Source organism: Pseudomonas ekonensis (assembly GCF_019145435.1).
Classification (GTDB): Bacteria; Pseudomonadota; Gammaproteobacteria; order Pseudomonadales; family Pseudomonadaceae; genus Aquipseudomonas; species Aquipseudomonas ekonensis.
On sequence record NZ_JAHSTS010000002.1, the window covers coordinates 1487392 to 1505525 of the forward strand.

Genomic DNA, 18134 nt, shown 5'->3' on the forward strand with positions numbered 1-18134 from the left:
TCCCACACCGGGGGGTGTTCACCGCAGCAGCGCCGGGGTTTTCGGGGCCTGGGTCTGCTCAGCCGTCGGCACATCGTTGCCCGCACCGAGCCCGCCGCCCAACGCCGTCACCAATTGCGCATGGGCGCTCAACCGCGCCGCCTGCACCTGCTGCTGCACCTGTTGCTGCTTGAACAGCAGGGTCTGGGCGTTGAGCACGTTGAGGTAATCGGTGAGCCCGCGCCGATAGGCGACCATCGCGATGTCGTAGGTCTTCTGCGCGGCGGCCACGGACTCGGCCGCGAACGTCTGCTGCTTGTCCATCGACTCGCGGCGGATCAACTGGTCGGAGAGGTTCTTCAGCGCGTTGACCAGGGTCTGGTTGTAGTGCGCCACTGCGATGTCGTAGCCGGCGGCCGCTTCACCCAACTCAGCGCGCAAGCGCCCGCCGTCGAAAATCGGCAGCGAGATCGCCGGCCCCACGGTGTAGTTGAGCTTCTTGCCGGTCAGGAACTCCAGCGCTCCGCCGCCGGTGGCCATGTAGCCGAGGCTGCCGACCAGATCGACGTTGGGGTAGAACCCGGCATGCGCCACGTCGATGCCACGGGCCTGCGCCGCCACCTGCCAGCGGCTGGCGACCACGTCCGGGCGCTGGCCGAGCAGTTCGGCGGGCAGCGCCGACGGCAGCTTCAGCGCCGTGCCCAGGGACAGGGTCGGCCGCTGCAACTGCGCGCCCTCCCCCGGCCCCTTGCCGGCCAGCGCGGCGATCTGGTTGCGGCTCAGGGCGATGGCTTCGTCCAGCGCATCCAGTTGCCGGTGGGTTTCCGGCAATGGCGTTTCGGCCTGGCTGACTTCGAAATGGGTGCCGATCCCGCCGTTCAGGCGTTTTTGCGCCAGGTCCAGAATCTGCTGTTGCTGCGCCAGCGTCGCGGCGACGATGTCGCGCTGGGCGTAATGCAGCGACAGCTCGATGTAGGCCAGCACCAGGTTGTTCTGCAGTTCGAGCCGGGCCTGCTGCGCCTCGGCCGCCGTCATGTGCGCCAGGTCCACCGCCCGTTCGGTGCTGTTGCGGTCCCGGCCCCAGAGGTCCAGGTCGTAACTGAAGCCCAACGCGGCGTTGTTGTCCCAGGTGGTGGTGTTGGCCAGCTCGCCCGGGCCGTAGAACTGATCGGTCGGCCAGTTGTGGCGCTTGAGCGTGGACTGCCCGTTGACCTGCAGCGACTCGGCGGCTTCGGCCGCACCGGCCATCGCCCTGGCCTGGCGCACCCGCGCGGCGGCCATGGCCAGGCTCGGGCTGCCTTGCACGGCCTGGTCGATCCAGCGGTTCAGCTGCGGGTCGCCAAAGGCTTGCCACCATTGCGTGGCGGGCCAGTTTGCGTCACGGGCGGCGTGGGCGATGGCGTCGTCGGTGGCCAGTGCGTTGGCCTCCAGCGCCTTGCCCTGCGGGGCGATCCCGCCGGTTCCGATGCAGCCGCCAAGACCCAGGGTAAAAGCCAGAACACTGAGCGGCAAAAGCGCTCTGTTGATGCGACGCGGCACTGCTGCGACTTCCTGAAAGAGGGGAAAAGCGGGGAACCTGTGGGAGCGGCGACGGAGCGGTTGCCTGCCGGCGCGGTAGCACACCCGACCGCCGGATCCGTTGACCTGGCGCATGCGCAAGCACACCCCATTCCCACTTCGGCGCAATTCTATGAGGGCGCCCGGACCGCGATAAGCTGGGATTCCTGTGAATCTTTGTTACCGTTAACGAGATAATCCCTAAGTCGGGGGTCTCGCCTTTGAAACTTCATGTCACAATTTGCCATCTCCCTTGAGAGCACCCCATGGACACATTGCAAAACATGCGTGCCTTCAGTTGCGTGGCCGAGGCCGGCAGTTTCACCGCCGCCGCCGTGCAGCTCGACACCACCACGGCCAACGTCTCGCGCGCGGTCTCCAACCTTGAGGCCCACCTGCAAACCCGCCTGCTCAACCGCACCACCCGGCGCATCGCCCTGACCGAGGCCGGCAAGCGCTACCTGCTGCGCTGCGAGCAGATCCTGGCCTACGTGGAAGAGGCCGAAGCCGAGGCCAGCGACGCCCACTCGCGCCCGGCCGGGCAGCTCAAGGTCCACACCATGACCGGCATCGGCCAGCACTTCGTCATCGACGCCATCGCCCGCTACCGCAAGACCCACCCGGACGTGACCTTCGACCTGACCCTGGCCAACCGCGTGCCGGACCTGCTCGACGAGGGCTACGACGTGTCCCTGGTGCTGGCCAGCGAACTGCCGGACTCCGGCTTCGTCTCCCAGCGCCTGGGCATCACCTACAGCATCGTCTGCGCCTCGCCCGCCTACGTGAAGGCCAACGGCTGCCCGCAGAAGCCCAGCGACCTGCTCAACCATGCCTGCCTGCGCCTGGTGAGCCCGGTCATCCCGTTGGAGAAATGGGCCTTCGACGGCCCGGAAGGCCAGGAGATGGTGACCATCAACAGCTCGCCGTTCCTGGTGAACTCGGCCGACGCGATGAAAACCGCGATCATCAGCGGCATGGGCATCGGCGTGCTGCCGGTGTACGCCGCCATCGAAGCGCTGCGCAACGGCTCGCTGGTGCGGGTGATGCCCAACTACCGCTCCCAGGAGCTGAACCTGTACGCCATCTACCCGTCGCGCCAGTACCTGGACGCGAAGATCAAGACCTGGGTGGAGTACCTGCGCGGCTCGCTGCCGGAGATCCTCTCGGCGCACCAGGCGGAACTGGCGGCCTACGAAATGAGCGGCAGCCTGGGCGGCGTGCGGCTGGCGAACTGAGTTCGGCGTCCTACAGACGGGGTGGTTTGCGCGGATGTTTCCGACAGGTTTTGACGGTTGTCGGTCGGAAATGCGCTGGATAGGCTTTGGGGGTCGCTGACAGATTCAGTGACCGGGCTTGGTCGTCCGGGTTTAGAATGGCGCGCTTTTCAGCCTGCTTAATGGCGAACTGTGCGTGGGAGGGCTAACGGCCCTGCCGGGTTTCCATTCCCTGGTCGACCAACCCGCGTACGGTTCGCCACCCCACTGCTTGGTCGCGGTGCGTGGCGGACTCCACATCCCGAATGGAGCTTCACCATGTTCAAACCGACACCGAACCCACCCGCCGCCGACAGCACCTCCCCTTACGAATCCACCGATTCGCGAAAGCTCCACGACGCCGCCGAACGTGCGCTCGACCACTACCTCAACCCCACCCAGCCTTCCGCCCGCCGCCCTGGCCGGATGTTCATGGTCGACCCGGCCATGGACGACGAAAGCCTGCTGGTGCACGCCAGCGCCTCCCTGGCCTCGGCGGGCACCCTGACCAGCCAACTGGCCGAGCAAGTGGGCACGACGCAGCGCGACACGATCCTGGCGATCCAGCAAGTGATCATGCTGGCGGGGCTGTCGGTGAACCGGGTGCTGGACAATGTGAAGGTGCAGCCGGGGCACAGTTGATTCACCTTCGTGGGAGCGGGCTGTGGACATCCGTCAGGGATTGGTTGGCTGGCAGGTCGTCATCGCCAGCAGGCTGGCTCCTACAGTGGGACCGGGGGCGGTCAGGTGGGGATTGGTCGGCTGGCAGGCCGTCTTCGCTGGCAAGCCAGCTCCCACAAGGTCGGAGGTGGTCTGGTAGGAATTGGCTGGCTGGCCGTCATCGCCAGCAGGCTGGCTCCTACAGGGATTGATGTGGTCTGGTGGGGATTGGTCGGCTGTCAGGCCGTCATCGCTGGCAAGTCGAGTCGTCGCACCGCAGCTCCCACAGGGTTTGATGTGATCTGGTAGGAATTGAATTGGCTGACAGGCCGCTATCGCCAGCAGGCTGGCTCCTACAGTGGATTGGGGCAGTCAGGTAGAGGTTGGTCGGCTGTCAGGCCGCCGTGGCGCGCTTCCCAAAAGGCCGAGTGTCAGCTCGCCTCGCTTTTGATCTTGATCTGCCGGCCCCTTCGGAAGGCTGAGTGGAGGGGTTCATCCGGGGACGGGCGCGCAGCGCCGTTTGGCGCAGCCAAACACATCGGAAGGAGGTGCAGCGAAGCAAACCGTAGCCGATGCCCCCGGATGAATCCCGGAGCGAAGGAACCCCGAGCCTCAGCGAGGGGCCGGACGCTGGGGCCCAGACCTTTGGTTACTTTGGGCTGGGCCGGCATTCCGGCGTTTGCCAAAAGTGACCCGCCGTAAGGGCGGAACCGCCAGCCGCCACACCCGCAGAAACGGATATACACACAGAACACCCCACAGCCTGGTCGGCTCGGAGGCCGCCAAGACAACCCAAAACAGAAATGTTAGCGTGCTCAGCAATCCCGCCCCGCCGAGCCCAAAGCAATGAAAAAAACCGTCCTGGCCTTCAGCCGCATCACCCCGCCCATGATCGAACGCCTGCGACAGGACTTCGACGTCATCGTGCCCAACCCGAAGAACGGCGACATCGGCGCCCAGTTCAACGAAGCCCTGCCCCACGCCCACGGCCTGATCGGCGTCGGCCGCAAGCTCGGCAAGGCCCAACTGGAAAACGCGGCGAAACTGGAAGTGGTCTCCAGCGTGTCGGTCGGCTACGACAACTACGACCTGGCCTACTTCAACGAACGCGGGATCATGCTCACCAACACCCCGGACGTGCTCACCGAAAGCACCGCCGACCTGGCCTTCGCGCTGATCATGGCCAGCGCCCGCCGCGTCGCCGAACTGGACGCCTGGACAAAGGCCGGCCAGTGGCAGGCCAGCGTCGGCGCCCCGCTGTTCGGCTGCGACGTGCACGGCAAGACCCTGGGGATCGTCGGCATGGGCAACATCGGCGCCGCCGTGGCCCGGCGCGGGCGGCTGGGCTTCAACATGCCGATCCTCTACAGCGGCAACAGCCGCAAGCCCGCGCTGGAGCAAGAACTGGGCGCGCAGTTCCGCAGCCTGGATCAGTTGCTCGCCGAAGCGGACTTCGTGTGCCTGGTGGTGCCGCTCAGCGACCAGACCCGCCACCTGATCAGCCACCGCGAACTGGCGCTGATGAAACCGGGCGCGATTCTGGTCAACATTTCCCGAGGCCCGGTGGTGGACGAACCGGCGCTGATCGAAGCGCTGCAGAACAACCGCATCCGCGGCGCAGGGCTGGACGTCTATGAAAAGGAGCCGCTGGCCGAGTCCCCGCTGTTCCAGCTGAAAAACGCCGTGACACTGCCGCACATCGGCTCGGCCACCCACGAAACCCGCGAAGCGATGGCCAACCGCGCGCTGGCCAACCTGCGCAGCGCGCTGTTGGGCGAACGGCCGCAGGATCTGGTGAATCCGCAGGTCTGGAAAGGCTGACGGCCGCCGCCAGGGCCTGCACGCAACCGTCAGGCCCTGGCATCACCGGTTCATTTGAACCGGCATGCTCAATGCGCAGGCTTGGCGAACGCGACGCTCGCAGGCCTGGGTTTGCGGAACACCAGCACGTTGCCCAGCATCACCAGCACCAGCCCGGCCAGCGCCGGCGCCGTCCACTGGTAGCCCTCGGCAAACGCCGAGACGTTCAGCGCCACCACCGGGAACAGCACCGTGCAATAGGCGGCGCGCTCCGGGCCCATTCGGCCGACCAGCGTCAGGTAGGCGGTGAAGCCGATCACCGAGCCCGGCACCACCAGGTACAGCAGCGCACCGATGTAGCGCGGCGTCCATTCCATGTCGAACGGGATGCCCTTGACCAGGCACCACAGCAACAGCATCGCCGCGCCGTAGGCCATGCCCCAGGCGTTGGTGGTCAGCGGCTTGAGGCCGGCCTTTTGCTGCAGGCTCGACAGCATGTTGCCCGCCGAGAAGCACAAGGTGCCGCACAAGGCCAGACCCAGGCCGAGCAAGGTCTGCGGGCTGGCGTGGTGGCCGGCCAGCTCCGGCCAGAACAGCAGCCCCAGCCCGAGCAGGCCGAGCCCGCCGCCCATCAGCACGTTGCGGGCGATCCGCTGGCCGAAGAACACCCGGGCGTTGAGGGCGTTCCACAGGGTCGCGGTGGAGAACACCACGGCGACCAGGCCGCTGGGGATCCATTGGCTGGCCGTCAAAAAGCACATGAAATTGACGCAGAACAGGCACAGGCCCTGCGCCACGCAGATCAGGTGCCCGCGCCGGTTCATCGGTTGCAGACGGCGGCTGAGCAGCAACAGGGCGAACAGCACCAGCGCCGCCAGACCGAAGCGATAGACGATCGACACCGGGATCGCCACCACGCCCAATTGCCATTTCAAGGCGATCCAGGTGGTGCCCCAGATCAGCACGGTGAGCAGGTACAGCGAAAGGTTCATGGCGACACTCCAGTGGTGGTGGCAAGCTCGCTCGCCACAGGGTCTGCGCAACGCAGGAGGTCAGCGTGCGGCATCCGTTGCGGGGCCGCTTGCATAAACTTGCGCTTTTGTCCGGTGACGGGCTGGCAGCGCCGGTGCCACGGAGTAGGATGCAAGGCGTTGGAGAGAACCGAACATGGCCGCACTCGATACCCTGCAAGTCTTCAAAGCCCTCAGCCGCTCGCCGAACGCTCGCCTGGAGCACAGCGCCGAGCTCGGCGACGGCTTGTCCGCCGCGCTGTGGAGCAATCACCACGACGCCCAGGAATACGAAGCGCCGAGCCATCACACCCTGTCCTGCTACATCGCCGGCGGCACCGGCACTTTCCGCCGCGGCCAACCGGGCAACAAGGGCGCACCGGACAAGCTGTGCATCCTGCCGGCCGACCACGAGTCCGGCTGGGTGATCAACGGCGACATCCGCCTGGCCCACCTGTATTTCAGCGCCGAGCAGTTCGCGCTGGGCTGCGTCACCCTGCTCGACCGCGAACCCCGGGAGATGCAACTGCGCGAGCGAACCTTCCTGGACGATCCGCAACAGGCCTTGCGCTTTCGGCAATTGCTCACCCTCGACTGGGACGAGCCCGGCGAGCGCCTGCTGACCAGCAGCCTGGCCCACGAACTGATCAGCCACACCTTGCTCAGCCAGGTCGGCGCCCGCTCGGGGCTGCGGCTCAAGGGCGGGTTGGCGCCGCATCAGCGGCGGCTGCTGGTGGGCTTCATCGACAGCCACCTGGGCGACCCCGTCAGCCTCGGGCAACTGGCGGGGCTGTGCGCCTTGTCCGAATACCACTTTGCGCGGATGTTCCGCACCAGCTTCGGCCTGCCGCCGCACCAGTACCTGCTGGCGCGGCGCCTGGGCCGGGCGCGGGAGCTGCTGCGGGGGACAGGCTTGCCGCTGGGCGAGATCGCGCTGGCGTGCGGTTTCGCCAGCGCCAGCCACTTCACCAACCGGTTCCGCCAGGTGATCGGCGCAACGCCCGGTGAGTACCGCCAGGCGTTCCTGCGTTAGGCCGTGGATAGCCGTTGCCTGAGCGGGCCTCATCGCGAGCAGGCTCGCTCCCACATTGGACCGCGGCGATCCCCAGCCAGTCTCCTGTGAGAGCCATGATCAACGGTATTCCTGCCCAGCCGCTCCCTGTAGGAGCGAGCCTGCTCACGATGAACGATGACGCGCTCGCGGATCAGAACTCCAGGGTGCTCGACAGCGAGATCTGCCGCGAATCCCCCATCGACACAAAGAACCGGCTGGCCGCCGAGGTGTAGTAGGTGCGGTCGAACAGGTTCTTCACGTTGAGCTGGAACTTGACCTTCTGCCCGTCCAGTTGCGTGTCGTAGGTGGCGAACGCGTCGGCCACGGTGTAGCTCGGCAGTTCGAAGTCGTTCACCGCGTTGCCCGCCCGCTCCCCGACGTACCGCGCCCCGGCGCCGACCCGCAGCTGATCGCCGCCGATCACGCTGCCGAAGTCGTACACCGCCGACAGCGAGCCCGTGTTCTTCGCCACGTTCTGCAGGCGGTTGCCCTGGTAGTCCGGGTCCTTGGTGACCTCGGCGTCGGTGTAGGCGTAGCTGCCGATCAGGCTCCAGCGGTCGTTCAGCTGGCCGGTCAGGTCCACTTCCAGCCCCCGTGAGCGCACTTCGCCGGCGGCGCTGTAGACCGTGGTCGGGCCTTCGGCGTTGGCCACCAGCACGTTGCGTTTCTTGATGTCGAACAAGGCGACGTTGCCGGTGATGCGGCCCGGCATGTCGAGGCGCGCCCCCAGCTCCCAGGACTTGGCCTCTTCCGGCGCGATGCTGCCGTCGAGCACGGTGCTGCTGCCGCTCAGCGGGGCGATGGTGGAGTTGGGCTTGAACGATTCGGTGTAGCTGCCGTAGAACGACAGCGCGTCGGTGTAGCGGTACACCAGTCCGGCGCGCGGCACCCATTTCTGGCCGTTGCTGTCGGTGTTGGCCTTGAACGGCACGCCTTTGCCGGCGTACTGGTCGTAGGTCTGGAAGCGCCCGCCGGCCACCAGGATCCACTGGTCGTCGAGGTGGATCGAGTCCTGCACGAACGCCGAATCGCTGCGCAGCAGGTCGGTCTGGGCCGAGTCCGCCGGGCTGACGGTGGTGCCCGCGACCTCGCGGCCGTACACCGGGTTGACGTAGCTGAAGGTGCTCAGGCTTTTCTGGCGGATCAGGTCTTCGCGGTAGATCTTGCGGTACTCGTCGTCGACGCCGAACACCAGGTCGTGCCGCATGCCCAGCACGTTGACCTTGCCTTCGAGGCTGGCGGTGGTGAAGCGGTCGGTGCTGATCGCGTTCTGGGTGCCGTCCATGCTGCGGGTCAGCGTGCCCTTCTTGGTGTCGATGGCGGTCACACGCACCTGGCTGGCGTCGTAGGTCTCGCGGTTCCAGCTGTAGCCGAAGTGGGCTTTCCAGTCGTCGTTGAGTTCGTGGTCGGCCTCGAAGTGGTAGAGGTCGGAGCGGCCTTCCATGTTGTTGAACGGCTCGTCCAGACGCTCGTTGCGCGAGATGTCCAGCGGGTGGTTGGTGCGCGGGTCGATCAGCGTGCCGCGGTCGAACGGGGTGAGGAATTCCCGGTGCTCATAGGCGAACAGCAGTTGGGTGCGCTCGCCGAACCAGGCCAGCGACGGCGCGACCAGGGTTTCGCGGTGGGTGCCGAAGTTGCGCCAGTAGTCTTCGTCCTCATGGTCCAGCACCATGCGGTAGGCCAGCCCCGACTCGCCCAGCGCGCCGGTGCTGTCGAAGCCGCCGCCGCTGCCGTTCTTGCCGTCGCCGTAGGTGGAGCCGCGCAGGGTCAGGGCGTTGTACGGGGTCAGTTCCGGTTTCTTGCTGACCAGGTTGACCACCCCGCCCGGATCCTGGATTCCGTACAGCAGCGAGGCCGGCCCCTTGAGCACTTCGACCCGGTCTACCGTGGCGTTCATCCCACGGCCCTGCACCAGCGGCATGCCGTCGCGCATGATCGAGCCGTTGCGGTTGTCGCCGAAGCCGCGGGTCATCACCGAATCCTGGGTGCTCCCCAGGGTGTTGCCCTGGGTGATGCCGCTGACGTTGGCCAGCGCATCGTCGAGGTTGCGCGGCGCCTGGTCGCGGATGACCTGGGCCGGGATCACGTTGACGGTCTGGGGGATCTCCTGCAGCGACGCGGACGAGCGCATCACCGAGCTGGCGGCCGGCGGCTGGTAGCTCATCGGTTGGGCCGCCATCGAGGTGATAGTGGTGGCGCCGAGGTTCAGCGCGCCTTCGGTGGGCGCAGGCTCCAGCGCCAGGGTGTGGCTGTCGGTGCGGCGGAAGGTCATGCCGGAGCCGCTGAGCAGGCGTTGCAGGGCCTGTTCGGCGCTCATCCGGCCGTTGACCGCCGGCGCGGTGAGGCCGTAGGGCGCTTCATCGGTGTAGACCACGCTCTGCCCGGTGAGACGGCTGAAGTCGCTCAAGGCCTGGGGCAGCGGCTTGGCCGCCAGGTTGAAACTGAACGGCGGCTGCGCCTGGCTGCCGACGGCCTCGGCAGCCAGCGCCACGCCCGCAGGCAGCAAGGCCAATGCCGAAAAACTCAATGCAGACGCGCTGAACCACTGTTTGACCGAACCCGACTTTGCCCTGGACTTCATTGCTCATGACCTGTGTAGAACCGCAACGGATGCGAATGACTCGCAGTTTCTGTCACTACACGGTTGCTGCCCGGAATTACCTCACCGGTTTTCTGAAAATATTTTCTGAGAGGGTGTTGGCCGTGCTGCCGCCATCGCCAGCAGGCTGGCTCCCACCGTTTTTGGTGGTGTGCATAGATCTTGTGAACACCCGAGATACCTGTGGGAGCTGGCTTGCCAGCGATGGCGGTGGATCAGGCAACAGAGATGCGGGCAATACCGGCCTCATCGCTGGCAAGCCAGCTCCCACAGGTTTTCCCGGCGCCCGCAGAATCCAGGTACACCGCTGAACCTGTAGGAGCTTGCCTGCAAGCGATAAGGCCGGTGGCTTCAGCGCAGGATGATCAATTGCCCCAGGATCCGGTGCTGCTCGAACCCCAACACCCCTTGCAGGGAATCAAGCACCGCCTGCGGATCCTTGCCGGGAAAGCTGCCGCTGACCTTGCGCGCCGCCAGTCCGTCGTTGAGCAACAGGATCCGCCCGGGGTAGTAGCGCCGCAGGTCCTGCACCACCTCGCCCAGGCTCGCCTTGTAGTAATTGAGCCAGCCCTGGCGCCAGGCCAGTTGCGCTTCGCTGTCCACCGCCCGCAGGGACTGGGCGGTGCCGTTGGCGTAGGCCGTTTGCTGGCCGGCGGTGAGGATCTGCTGCGGCGCCTCCCGGCCCGCCGTCACGCCGACCCGCCCGGACAGCACCGTGACCTGCGCGCCCTGCGGTTGCAGGCGCACTTCGAACTGGGTGCCGAGCACCCGCGCCTGCCCTTTTTCGGCGTCGACCACGAACGGCTCGCCGGTGTGGGTCACGCTGAAGAACCCGGCGCCCCGGCGCAGTTGCACATGCCGTTCGCCCTGGCTGAAGTCCACGGCGATGGCGCTGTCGGCGTCCAGGGTCACTTGCGATTGGTCGGCCAGCGTCACCGTGCGGATCTCACCGGGGGCCGAGACATAATCCGCGCCCAGGTCATCGACCCAGCGCTGCGGCTGCCAGCCGCTGCCCAGGCCGACCATCAGCACCAGGCACGCGGCCAGCGCCAGCGCGGGGGCCCAACGCCGCAACGGCGCACGGCGCGGGCGGTCCATGGCGTCGAGATAGCCCTGCAACGCCAGCGCCTCTTCATCGGCCATCGTTCGCGCCGGCCCTTCGCTCATTTCCCAGACCACCTGCGCCCGGGCATAAGCCTCGGCGTGGGCGGGGTCGGCGCGCAGCCACTGGCTGAACGTGAGCGGGTCGCCGGTGCTGGGGCGGTCGTGCAACAGGCTCAGCCAGGCAAGGGCCGTCTGTTCCTGCTCAGGCGTCGGCGTGACGCGGTCGGTGGGGTTCACGGTGCATTCCCTGGCGTGCGTGGCGCGGGTTCGCGCAGGCTGGCCTTGCAGGCCTCGAGGGCGCGCATCATATGTTTTTCCACGGCGCTTTGGGACAGGCCCATGGCTTTGGCGATCTCGGCGTACTTGCGTCCGTGGATGCGGTTGAGCAAAAAGATCTGCCGGGTGCGCTCGGGCAAGGCCCGCAACGCTGCCTCGACATGGCGCAGGTCGTTGCCCGCCTCCAGCGCCGCCTGGGGCTCGCTGCCGGTCGCCTCTTCCGGCTGCCAGCCTTCGCTGTGCCGCAGCCGCGCGCCTTCGCTGCGCAGATGGTCGATGGCGATGTTGCCGGCGCAACGCAGCAGGTAGGTGCTCAGCTCTTCGACCTGCACCAGCGGCCGGCGCCAGAAACGCAGGAACAGATCCTGCACCAGGTCAGCCGCCGTGGCCCGACAGCCGACGCGCCGGTTCACCAGCGCTTCCATCTGCGAGCGCTGGGACAGGAACACCTGAAGAAAATGCGCACGCGCCCCGCGCGGCTCATCGTCGCGGGAGTCCGGCGGCAGGCTGACCAGCATCTCAGTTCAAGCCCCAGACGGCGGCCGGGCTGGCGAGCAGGCCCATGGCGGCCAGCGCCAATGCCAGGCGCGGGCGGTACGGCAGAAGGAACACCAGCGCCAACGCACTGGCCATCAGCACGGCGCACCAGTCCACCAGGCCCGCCCCCCAGCCCTTGCCGGCCACCGCCGACCAGAGCGACAGGCCCAGCAGCCCCCAGCCGGCCAGCTTCAGGCCCCGGCGGCGGCGCAAGGACGGTTTGCGGCCGAGCAGGTCGTCATGGTGACGCGCCATCGACAGGCACAGGGCAGTGAAGCCGCCGTAGCTCAGCAGGAACATCGCCAGCATTCAGTTCGTCCCCTGTTCGAGGACGGCCGGGCGCACCGTCTCGCGACGGGGCCTGCCGGCCTTCACCGCGAGCCCGGCGCGTCGCGTCTTCCTGGCCGCCCAAGCGAGGAACAGGCCGGCGATCAGGCAGGTGAGGTCGAAACCGGCCAGCGTCCAGTCCCCCTGCTCCAGCGCGGCCAACTGGTATCGGCCGGCGGTGCCCCAGTCGAGCAGCGGCAGCGCGGCGAACAGCACGGCGGCCGCGCTCAATTGCTCGACCCAGGCCTGGCGTCCGCCACGCAGCGCCGCATGCGCCACGCTCAGCCCCCACGCGATGAAGAAGGCATTCACTTCCCAGCCGGCCCTGGCGGGCAGATCCAGCGGCAACGCCCGGTTGGCCCAGAAGAACACCGCCACCGCCGTCACCAGGCCGGCCATGCCGGCGATGTTCAGCACCTCAACCAGCCTCAGCCCGAACGGCGCCGCGCCTTTCTTGGCGTGCTGGAGCTGGCGCTTGCCGAACCAGATCATCAGCCCGGTGCCGATCATCGCCGTACCCGCCAGCCCGCAGAAAAAGTACAGCCAGCGCAGCGGCGCCCCGGCGAACCGGCCCATGTGCAGGCCGTAGAAGCCGCCGGCGACCGCCATCGGCAGCGACTTCTCCGGCGTCTGGCCGAGCAGTTGCCCGGTGACGCCGTTGAAGCTCAGGTCGCGCCCGTAGTCGTACACCACGCGGTCGCCGCTGGCCCGCGTCATCACCACGGCGGCGTTCGCATCGCCCGGATTGTCCACCGTCACCCGCGCCACCTGCCCGCCCGGCCAGTGCTCACCGGCCCGAACCAGCAGCGGCGCCAGCGCAGACAGCGCGGCCGGCTGGCCGGCGCGTTCGGGGAGCGGCACCTCCGGCAGCACCTCTTGGTAAAACGCCCTGACGTCGTTGCCGTAAGTGGCCAGGATGCTGGCCGGCATCACCATCGACATGAAGATCACCAGGCTGCTGTAGGTGATCATCAGATGGAACGGCAGCACCAGCACGCCCACCGCGTTGTGGCCGTCGAGCCAGGAGCGCTGGCCCTTGCGCGGGCGGAAGGTGAAGAAGTCCTTGAAGATTTTCTTGTGGGTGACGATGCCGGTGATCAGGGCAACGAACATCACCATGGCTGCGGCGGTCGCCAGCCAGCGGCCCCAGGGATAGGGCATCTGCAGCTGAAAGTGGAAACGGTAGAAGAACTCGCCGCCCGCGCTCTCGCGGGGCTGCACGGCGACGCCGGTCCGCGCGTCCAGGGTCGCCCGGTTGAAACGGCCGCGCTCGCCGGGAGCGGCCGGCGCCTGTTGCCAGCGCACGGTCAGGGCGGGATCCCGGGCGTCGGGCAGATCGATCACCCAGCGCGAAGCGTCGGCGGCGTGGCGTTGCAGGTGGTGCTGGGCCAGGGTCAGGCTCGCCTCGGCGTTGAGCGCACGCACGGGGATTTCCGGCTGCATCCAGTGGCTGGTCTCGTCCTTGAAGTAGGCCAGGGTGCCCGTCAGGAAAATCGCGAACAGCAGCCAGCCGAACACCAGGCCGCTCCAGGTGTGCAGCCAGGCCATCGATTGCCGGAAGCCCTCCTTCATACGTAGCCCAGGCCCCGGGCGACGCCGGTGACGGTCGCCAGGATCACGCTCGGCGCCAGCAGCCCCACCCACGCCGACCACGCCGTGCGGCAGGCGAAGCACCAGAGCGCGGCCACCAGGTACACGAGGAACGAAACGGTCATGCCGGTCACCACGGCTTCGCCGCGCTCCAGCGGCAACCACAGCGTCAGCGTGACGCTGGCCAGCGCCGCGACCAGATAGCCGCCAAACACCGCCGCCAGCACCCTGGAGGTGACGGCCAGACGATAGGACATGGGAAGTGCGGCGAGTTTGCCTTTCATGTTTCGACCCTGAAACGAAAACGTCCGACCGAAAGGCCGGATCAATGGCGAGCAATATTAATGATAAATATTCTCATGTGCAAAAGAGGTTGATTGCCGTATGCCGCTCCACCCTCATACAATGCGAACCATTCTTGTTTCCTGATACGTGCACAGTGCGTCCGGAGTCATGCCGTTGTCGTCCGCCCATCCCGTCGAATCGCTCTACCAGGCCCACCACGGCTGGCTCACCGGCTGGCTGCGACGTCGGCTCGGCTGCCCGGACAGCGCCGCCGACCTGGCCCAGGACACGTTCATCCGGGTGCTGTCCGCCCGCGAACAGCCGGTGATCGTCGAGCCACGGGCGTTCCTCACCACGCTGGCCAAACGCGTGCTGTTCAATCACTACCGCCGCCAGGACATCGAGCGCGCCTACCGCGAAGCCCTCGCGCAGATGCCGCAGGTCCTTGCGCCTTCGGAAGAAGAGAAAGCCGTCATCCTGCAGACCCTGGAGGAACTGGACCGCTTGCTCGACGGCCTGCCGCGCCCGGTCAAGCGCGCCTTTCTGCTGGCCCAGGTCGATGGCCTGACCTACCCGCAGATCGCCGCCGAACTCGGGATTTCCGTGGCGACGGTCAAGCGCCACCTGAACAAGGCGGCCCTGCGCTGCTATTTCGCCCTATGAACCCGCCGACGGATTTCTCTGCGCAGGTCGCCGAACAGGCCGTGCACTGGCTGCTGGAAATGCAGCAAGGCCCGCTCGATCCGCGCCGGCAACAGGCCTGGCAGCATTGGCTTGAGGCCCACAGCGAACACCGCCGCGCCTGGGAACACATCCAGCGGGTCAACGCCCGCCTGCGCGGGCTGTCCTCGCCGCTGGCCCACGCTGCGCTGAACGCACCGCGCTCCGCCGGGCGGCGCCAGGCGCTCAAGTTGCTGCTGTTGCTGGGGGCGGGCTCTGCCCTCACCTGGGGCGTGCGCGAACACAATCCCTTGCCGTCGCTGCTGGCCGACTACCGCACCCCGGTCGGTGCACGGCGCCGGTTCGCGCTGCCGTCCGGCGGCCAGTTGCAGCTCAACACCGCCAGCGCCGCCGATGTCCGGGCCGATGGCCCGCAACCGCGCATCCGCCTGCTGGAAGGCGAAATCCTGCTGACCGCCGCCCGCGCCATTGAGGTACAGACCGCCCACGGCCTGCTGACGGCCCGGGGCGCGCGGCTCAACGTGCGCCAGTTCGCCGACCGCACCCAGGTGGCGCTGTTCGAAGGCCAAGTCGAACTGGCCGCCGGCGAAGGGGCACCGGTGCCGCTGCCGGTGGCCCGGCAACTGAGCTTCAGCCACACCTCGGTCGGCGCGGCGCAACCGCTGGACGCCAACAGCGGCGCCTGGGCCGACGGCATGCTGGTGGCGGCGCACATGCGCCTGGGCGATTTCCTCGATGAGCTGGGCCGCTACCGGCGCGGCCAACTGCATTGCGACAGCAAGGCCGCCGACCTGCTGATCTCCGGCACCTATCCGCTGGACGACAGCGAACGGATCCTCGACCTGCTGGAAATCAGCCTGCCGGTGAAGGTGAGGCGCTTCACCCGCTATTGGGTCAGCGTCGAAGCCAAGGCCTGAACGCCCTCGCCACACAGGCAGAAAAAAATCGAAATGACATGAGCCGTTTTTCGGATCTGGCGTGACAGAGAAGGAAAGCCCCCTCGATTCACCCTTCTCAGGACCGTCATCCATGCACCCCACCCGCCTCACGCCCCTGGCCCGATCCCTGCGCAACTTCGTTCTGGGCACCAGCCTGAGCCTCGGCGCCCTGCCCCTCGCGCAGGCCGCCGACGCCAAGGCCTACCAAATCGCGCCGTCGTCGCTGGAGAACGCCCTCAATCAGTTCGGCCGTGAGGCCGGGGTGCTGATTTCGTTCGGTTCGCAAGTCACCGGCGGCCTCCGGAGCCGAGGCCTGGAAGGCGACTACACGCCCGAGCAAGGCCTGAACGCGCTGCTCGAAGGCACCGGTCTGCAAGCCCGCGCCGAAGGCGGCAACGCCTTCAGCCTGCAACCGTCGAGTGACACGACGCTGGAGCTGGAGACCTCCAAGGTGGTCGGCGACTGGCTGGGCGACGCGGCGCAGGTCAACGTGTTCGAGCACCCCGGCGCCCGTGACGTGATCCGCCGCGAAACGTTCGAACGCCAGGGCGCGACCCAGGCCCGCGACGTGCTCAATCGCATCCCCGGCGTCAACGCGCCGGAGAACAACGGCACCGGCAGCCACGACATGGCGCTGAACTTCGGCATCCGCGGCCTCAACCCGCGCCTGGCGGCGCGCTCGACGGTGCTGATGGACGGGATCCCGGTGCCGTTCGCCCCCTACGGCCAGCCGCAGCTGTCGTTCGCCCCGGTGAGCATGGGCAACATGGACGCCGTGGACGTGGTGCGCGGCGGCGGCGCGGTGCGCTACGGCCCGCAGAACGTCGGCGGCGTGGTCAACTTCGTGACCCGGGCGATTCCGGACGAACCGACGGTCAAGGGCGGTTTCCAGACCGAGACCAGCCCGTCGTCCAGCCACGACGGCTTCAAGACCAGCGCCAACCTGCTGGCCGGCGGCACGAATGAAAACGGCCTCGGCGGCGCGCTGCTGTACTCCGGCACCCGCGGCGGCGACTGGCGCGAACACAGCGACACCGAGATCGACGACCTGATCCTCAAGGGCAAGTACCAGCTCGACGAGGCCAACAGTTTCAACGCCATGGCCCAGTATTACGAAGGCAAGGCCGACATGCCCGGCGGCCTCAACGTCGCCGACTACGACGCCGACCCTTATCAGTCGACGCGGCAAAAGGACCGGTTCTGGGGCCGACGCACGATGTTCAACGTCGGTTACCGCTATCAGGAAGACCGCCGCGAGTTCACCGCCAACACCTTCTTCACCAAGACCCTGCGCAGCGGCTACCTGGATCAGGGCACGTTCCTCTCCCTGTCGCCGCGCGAGTACTGGGTGCGGGGCCTGGAGACCCGTTTCGCCCAGGGCTTCGACCTGGGGCCGACCAGCCATGAGGTCGGCGTCGGCTACCGCTACATCAACGAAGCCGGCCACGAACTGCGCTACCGCACGCCGATCGCCAGCAACCAGTACCCGACCACCGACAGCCGCAACGACCGCGACACCCGCGGCGGCACCGAAGCCCATGCGTTCTTCGTCGACGACCGCATCGACATCGGCAAATGGACGATCACGCCGGGCGTGCGCTACGAGATGATCGACTCGCAGCAGACCAACAACTTGACCGACGTCAAATACAAGGGCGACTACAACACCGCGCTGCCGGCGCTGAACGTGCTGTATCACCTGACCGACACCTGGAACCTGTACGCCAACACCGAAGGCTCGTTCGGCAGCGTGCAGTACAGCCAGATGCCCAACCGCGTGAGCAGCGGCGAAGTGAAACCGGAGAAGGCCCGCACCTGGGAACTCGGCACCCGCTACGACAACGGCGCCCTGCGGGCGGAATCGGTGCCTTCCTGATCAACTTCGACAACCAGTACGAAAGCAACCAGACCAACGATTCGGTGATCGCCCGGGGCGAGACCCGCCATCAGGGCATCGAGACCAGCGTCAACTACGCCCTCGACGGCCTGAGCCCGGCGCTGGCCGGTTTCGACGTCTACGCCACCTACGCCTTCGTCGACGCGACCATCCGCGAGGACGGGCCGAACAAGGGCAACCGCGTGCCGTTCTCGTCCCGGCACAAGGGCACCCTCGGCATCGGCTACACCGACGGGCCGTGGAAGCTCAACCTCGACAGCAGCTTCCAGAGCGACCAGTTCGCCGACAACGCCAACACCTCGAAGGAAAGCGCCGACGGCAGCACCGGCAAAATCCCCGGCTACATGCTGTTCAGCAGCCGCGCCGGCTACGACTTCGGCCCGCAGCTGTCGGACCTCAACGTGGCGGTGGGCGTGAAGAACCTCTTCAACACCCAGTACTTCACCCGCTCGTTCGACGACAACAACAAGGGCAAGTACGTAGGCGAACCGCGCACGGTGTACGTGCAGACCTCGGTGGCGTTCTGAAGCGCCTTCGCCGCAAAACGAAACGGGACTGCAATCGCAGGCCCGTTTTCATTGGGTGGA

The 18134-nt window shown here is 67.1% G+C and carries 14 protein-coding genes and 1 pseudogene; 7 read left to right on the forward strand and 8 right to left on the reverse strand.

Going from position 1 to position 18134, the window contains the following annotated elements; all coding sequences use genetic code 11:
* Positions 1-18: 18 nt before the first annotated feature.
* The gene (locus KVG96_RS19875) at positions 19-1518 is read right to left on the reverse strand and encodes an efflux transporter outer membrane subunit (protein WP_217893585.1); all 1500 of its coding nucleotides are present in this window, start codon (positions 1516-1518) and stop codon (positions 19-21) included.
* Positions 1519-1802: 284 nt separating this feature from the next.
* Between KVG96_RS19875 and KVG96_RS19880 the strand changes: the two genes are divergently transcribed.
* The 3 genes from KVG96_RS19880 to KVG96_RS19890 all read left to right on the forward strand — a co-directional run bounded on the left by KVG96_RS19880 (position 1803) and on the right by KVG96_RS19890 (position 5270).
* The gene (locus KVG96_RS19880) at positions 1803-2771 is read left to right on the forward strand and encodes a LysR family transcriptional regulator (protein WP_085578749.1); all 969 of its coding nucleotides are present in this window, start codon (positions 1803-1805) and stop codon (positions 2769-2771) included.
* A gap of 297 nt (positions 2772-3068) precedes the next feature.
* Entirely contained in the window at positions 3069-3431 is a 363-nt protein-coding gene (locus KVG96_RS19885) for a DUF6124 family protein (RefSeq protein ID WP_217893586.1), read from the forward strand.
* A gap of 864 nt (positions 3432-4295) precedes the next feature.
* Positions 4296-5270 (forward strand): 2-hydroxyacid dehydrogenase, encoded by a 975-nt coding sequence (locus tag KVG96_RS19890; protein ID WP_217893587.1) that lies wholly within the window; start codon positions 4296-4298, stop codon positions 5268-5270.
* Positions 5271-5338: 68 nt separating this feature from the next.
* Here KVG96_RS19890 and KVG96_RS19895 read toward each other — a convergent pair whose 3' ends face one another.
* Entirely contained in the window at positions 5339-6241 is a 903-nt protein-coding gene (locus tag KVG96_RS19895) for a DMT family transporter (protein WP_217893588.1), read from the reverse strand.
* 175 nt (positions 6242-6416) lie between these two features.
* On the opposite strand from KVG96_RS19895, the gene KVG96_RS19900 reads away from it, so the two are divergent.
* On the forward strand, positions 6417-7292 hold the full coding sequence (locus tag KVG96_RS19900) for an AraC family transcriptional regulator (protein WP_217893589.1): 876 nt from the start codon (positions 6417-6419) through the stop codon (positions 7290-7292).
* A 172-nt stretch (positions 7293-7464) separates the two neighbouring features.
* On the opposite strand, the gene KVG96_RS19905 is transcribed toward KVG96_RS19900, so the two are convergent.
* From KVG96_RS19905 to KVG96_RS19930, 6 genes are all read right to left on the reverse strand, one after another.
* Entirely contained in the window at positions 7465-9894 is a 2430-nt protein-coding gene (locus KVG96_RS19905; RefSeq protein WP_217893590.1) for a TonB-dependent siderophore receptor, read from the reverse strand.
* A 369-nt stretch (positions 9895-10263) separates the two neighbouring features.
* Positions 10264-11253 carry a FecR family protein gene (locus KVG96_RS19910; RefSeq protein WP_217893591.1) on the reverse strand — a complete coding sequence of 330 codons (990 nt, stop codon included), beginning with the start codon at positions 11251-11253 and terminating at the stop codon, positions 10264-10266.
* Complete coding sequence (locus tag KVG96_RS19915; RefSeq protein ID WP_217893592.1) at positions 11250-11810, reverse strand: RNA polymerase sigma factor; 561 nt, start codon at positions 11808-11810, stop codon at positions 11250-11252. Before KVG96_RS19915 ends, KVG96_RS19910 begins: the two co-directional genes overlap by 4 nt.
* A gap of 1 nt (position 11811) precedes the next feature.
* Entirely contained in the window at positions 11812-12138 is a 327-nt protein-coding gene (locus KVG96_RS19920) for a DUF3325 domain-containing protein (protein ID WP_217893593.1), read from the reverse strand.
* Positions 12139-13728, reverse strand: coding sequence for a PepSY-associated TM helix domain-containing protein (locus KVG96_RS19925; RefSeq protein WP_217893594.1), 1590 nt, complete (start codon positions 13726-13728; stop codon positions 12139-12141). It lies immediately after the preceding gene.
* Complete coding sequence (locus KVG96_RS19930; protein ID WP_217893595.1) at positions 13725-14030, reverse strand: DUF3649 domain-containing protein; 306 nt, start codon at positions 14028-14030, stop codon at positions 13725-13727. Before KVG96_RS19930 ends, KVG96_RS19925 begins: the two co-directional genes overlap by 4 nt.
* A gap of 169 nt (positions 14031-14199) precedes the next feature.
* Between KVG96_RS19930 and KVG96_RS19935 the strand changes: the two genes are divergently transcribed.
* From KVG96_RS19935 to fecA, 3 genes and pseudogenes are all read left to right on the forward strand, one after another.
* Entirely contained in the window at positions 14200-14694 is a 495-nt protein-coding gene (locus tag KVG96_RS19935) for a sigma-70 family RNA polymerase sigma factor (RefSeq protein ID WP_437180508.1), read from the forward strand.
* Positions 14691-15629: a FecR domain-containing protein gene (locus KVG96_RS19940; RefSeq protein WP_217893596.1), complete on the forward strand. Its 939-nt coding sequence runs from the start codon at positions 14691-14693 to the stop codon at positions 15627-15629. The genes KVG96_RS19935 and KVG96_RS19940 overlap by 4 nt, the downstream gene beginning before the upstream one ends.
* 112 nt (positions 15630-15741) lie before the next feature.
* Positions 15742-18074 (forward strand): annotated as a pseudogene (gene fecA, locus KVG96_RS19945) (TonB-dependent Fe(3+) dicitrate receptor FecA).
* Positions 18075-18134 lie beyond the last annotated feature (60 nt).

Bases quoted from the DNA above. Each gene is read 5' to 3' on its own strand.
- KVG96_RS19880 (WP_085578749.1), top strand. From the start codon at position 1,803: ATGGACACATTGCAAAACATGCGTGCCTTCAGTTGCGTGGCCGAGGCC.
- KVG96_RS19885 (WP_217893586.1), top strand. From the start codon at position 3,069: ATGTTCAAACCGACACCGAACCCACCCGCCGCCGACAGCACCTCCCCT.
- KVG96_RS19890 (WP_217893587.1), top strand. From the start codon at position 4,296: ATGAAAAAAACCGTCCTGGCCTTCAGCCGCATCACCCCGCCCATGATC.
- KVG96_RS19895 (WP_217893588.1), bottom strand. From the start codon at position 6,241: ATGAACCTTTCGCTGTACCTGCTCACCGTGCTGATCTGGGGCACCACC.
- KVG96_RS19900 (WP_217893589.1), top strand. From the start codon at position 6,417: ATGGCCGCACTCGATACCCTGCAAGTCTTCAAAGCCCTCAGCCGCTCG.
- KVG96_RS19905 (WP_217893590.1), bottom strand. From the start codon at position 9,894: ATGAAGTCCAGGGCAAAGTCGGGTTCGGTCAAACAGTGGTTCAGCGCG.
- KVG96_RS19915 (WP_217893592.1), bottom strand. From the start codon at position 11,810: ATGCTGGTCAGCCTGCCGCCGGACTCCCGCGACGATGAGCCGCGCGGG.
- KVG96_RS19920 (WP_217893593.1), bottom strand. From the start codon at position 12,138: ATGCTGGCGATGTTCCTGCTGAGCTACGGCGGCTTCACTGCCCTGTGC.
- KVG96_RS19925 (WP_217893594.1), bottom strand. From the start codon at position 13,728: ATGAAGGAGGGCTTCCGGCAATCGATGGCCTGGCTGCACACCTGGAGC.
- KVG96_RS19930 (WP_217893595.1), bottom strand. From the start codon at position 14,030: ATGAAAGGCAAACTCGCCGCACTTCCCATGTCCTATCGTCTGGCCGTC.
- KVG96_RS19935 (WP_437180508.1), top strand. From the start codon at position 14,200: ATGCCGTTGTCGTCCGCCCATCCCGTCGAATCGCTCTACCAGGCCCAC.
- KVG96_RS19940 (WP_217893596.1), top strand. From the start codon at position 14,691: ATGAACCCGCCGACGGATTTCTCTGCGCAGGTCGCCGAACAGGCCGTG.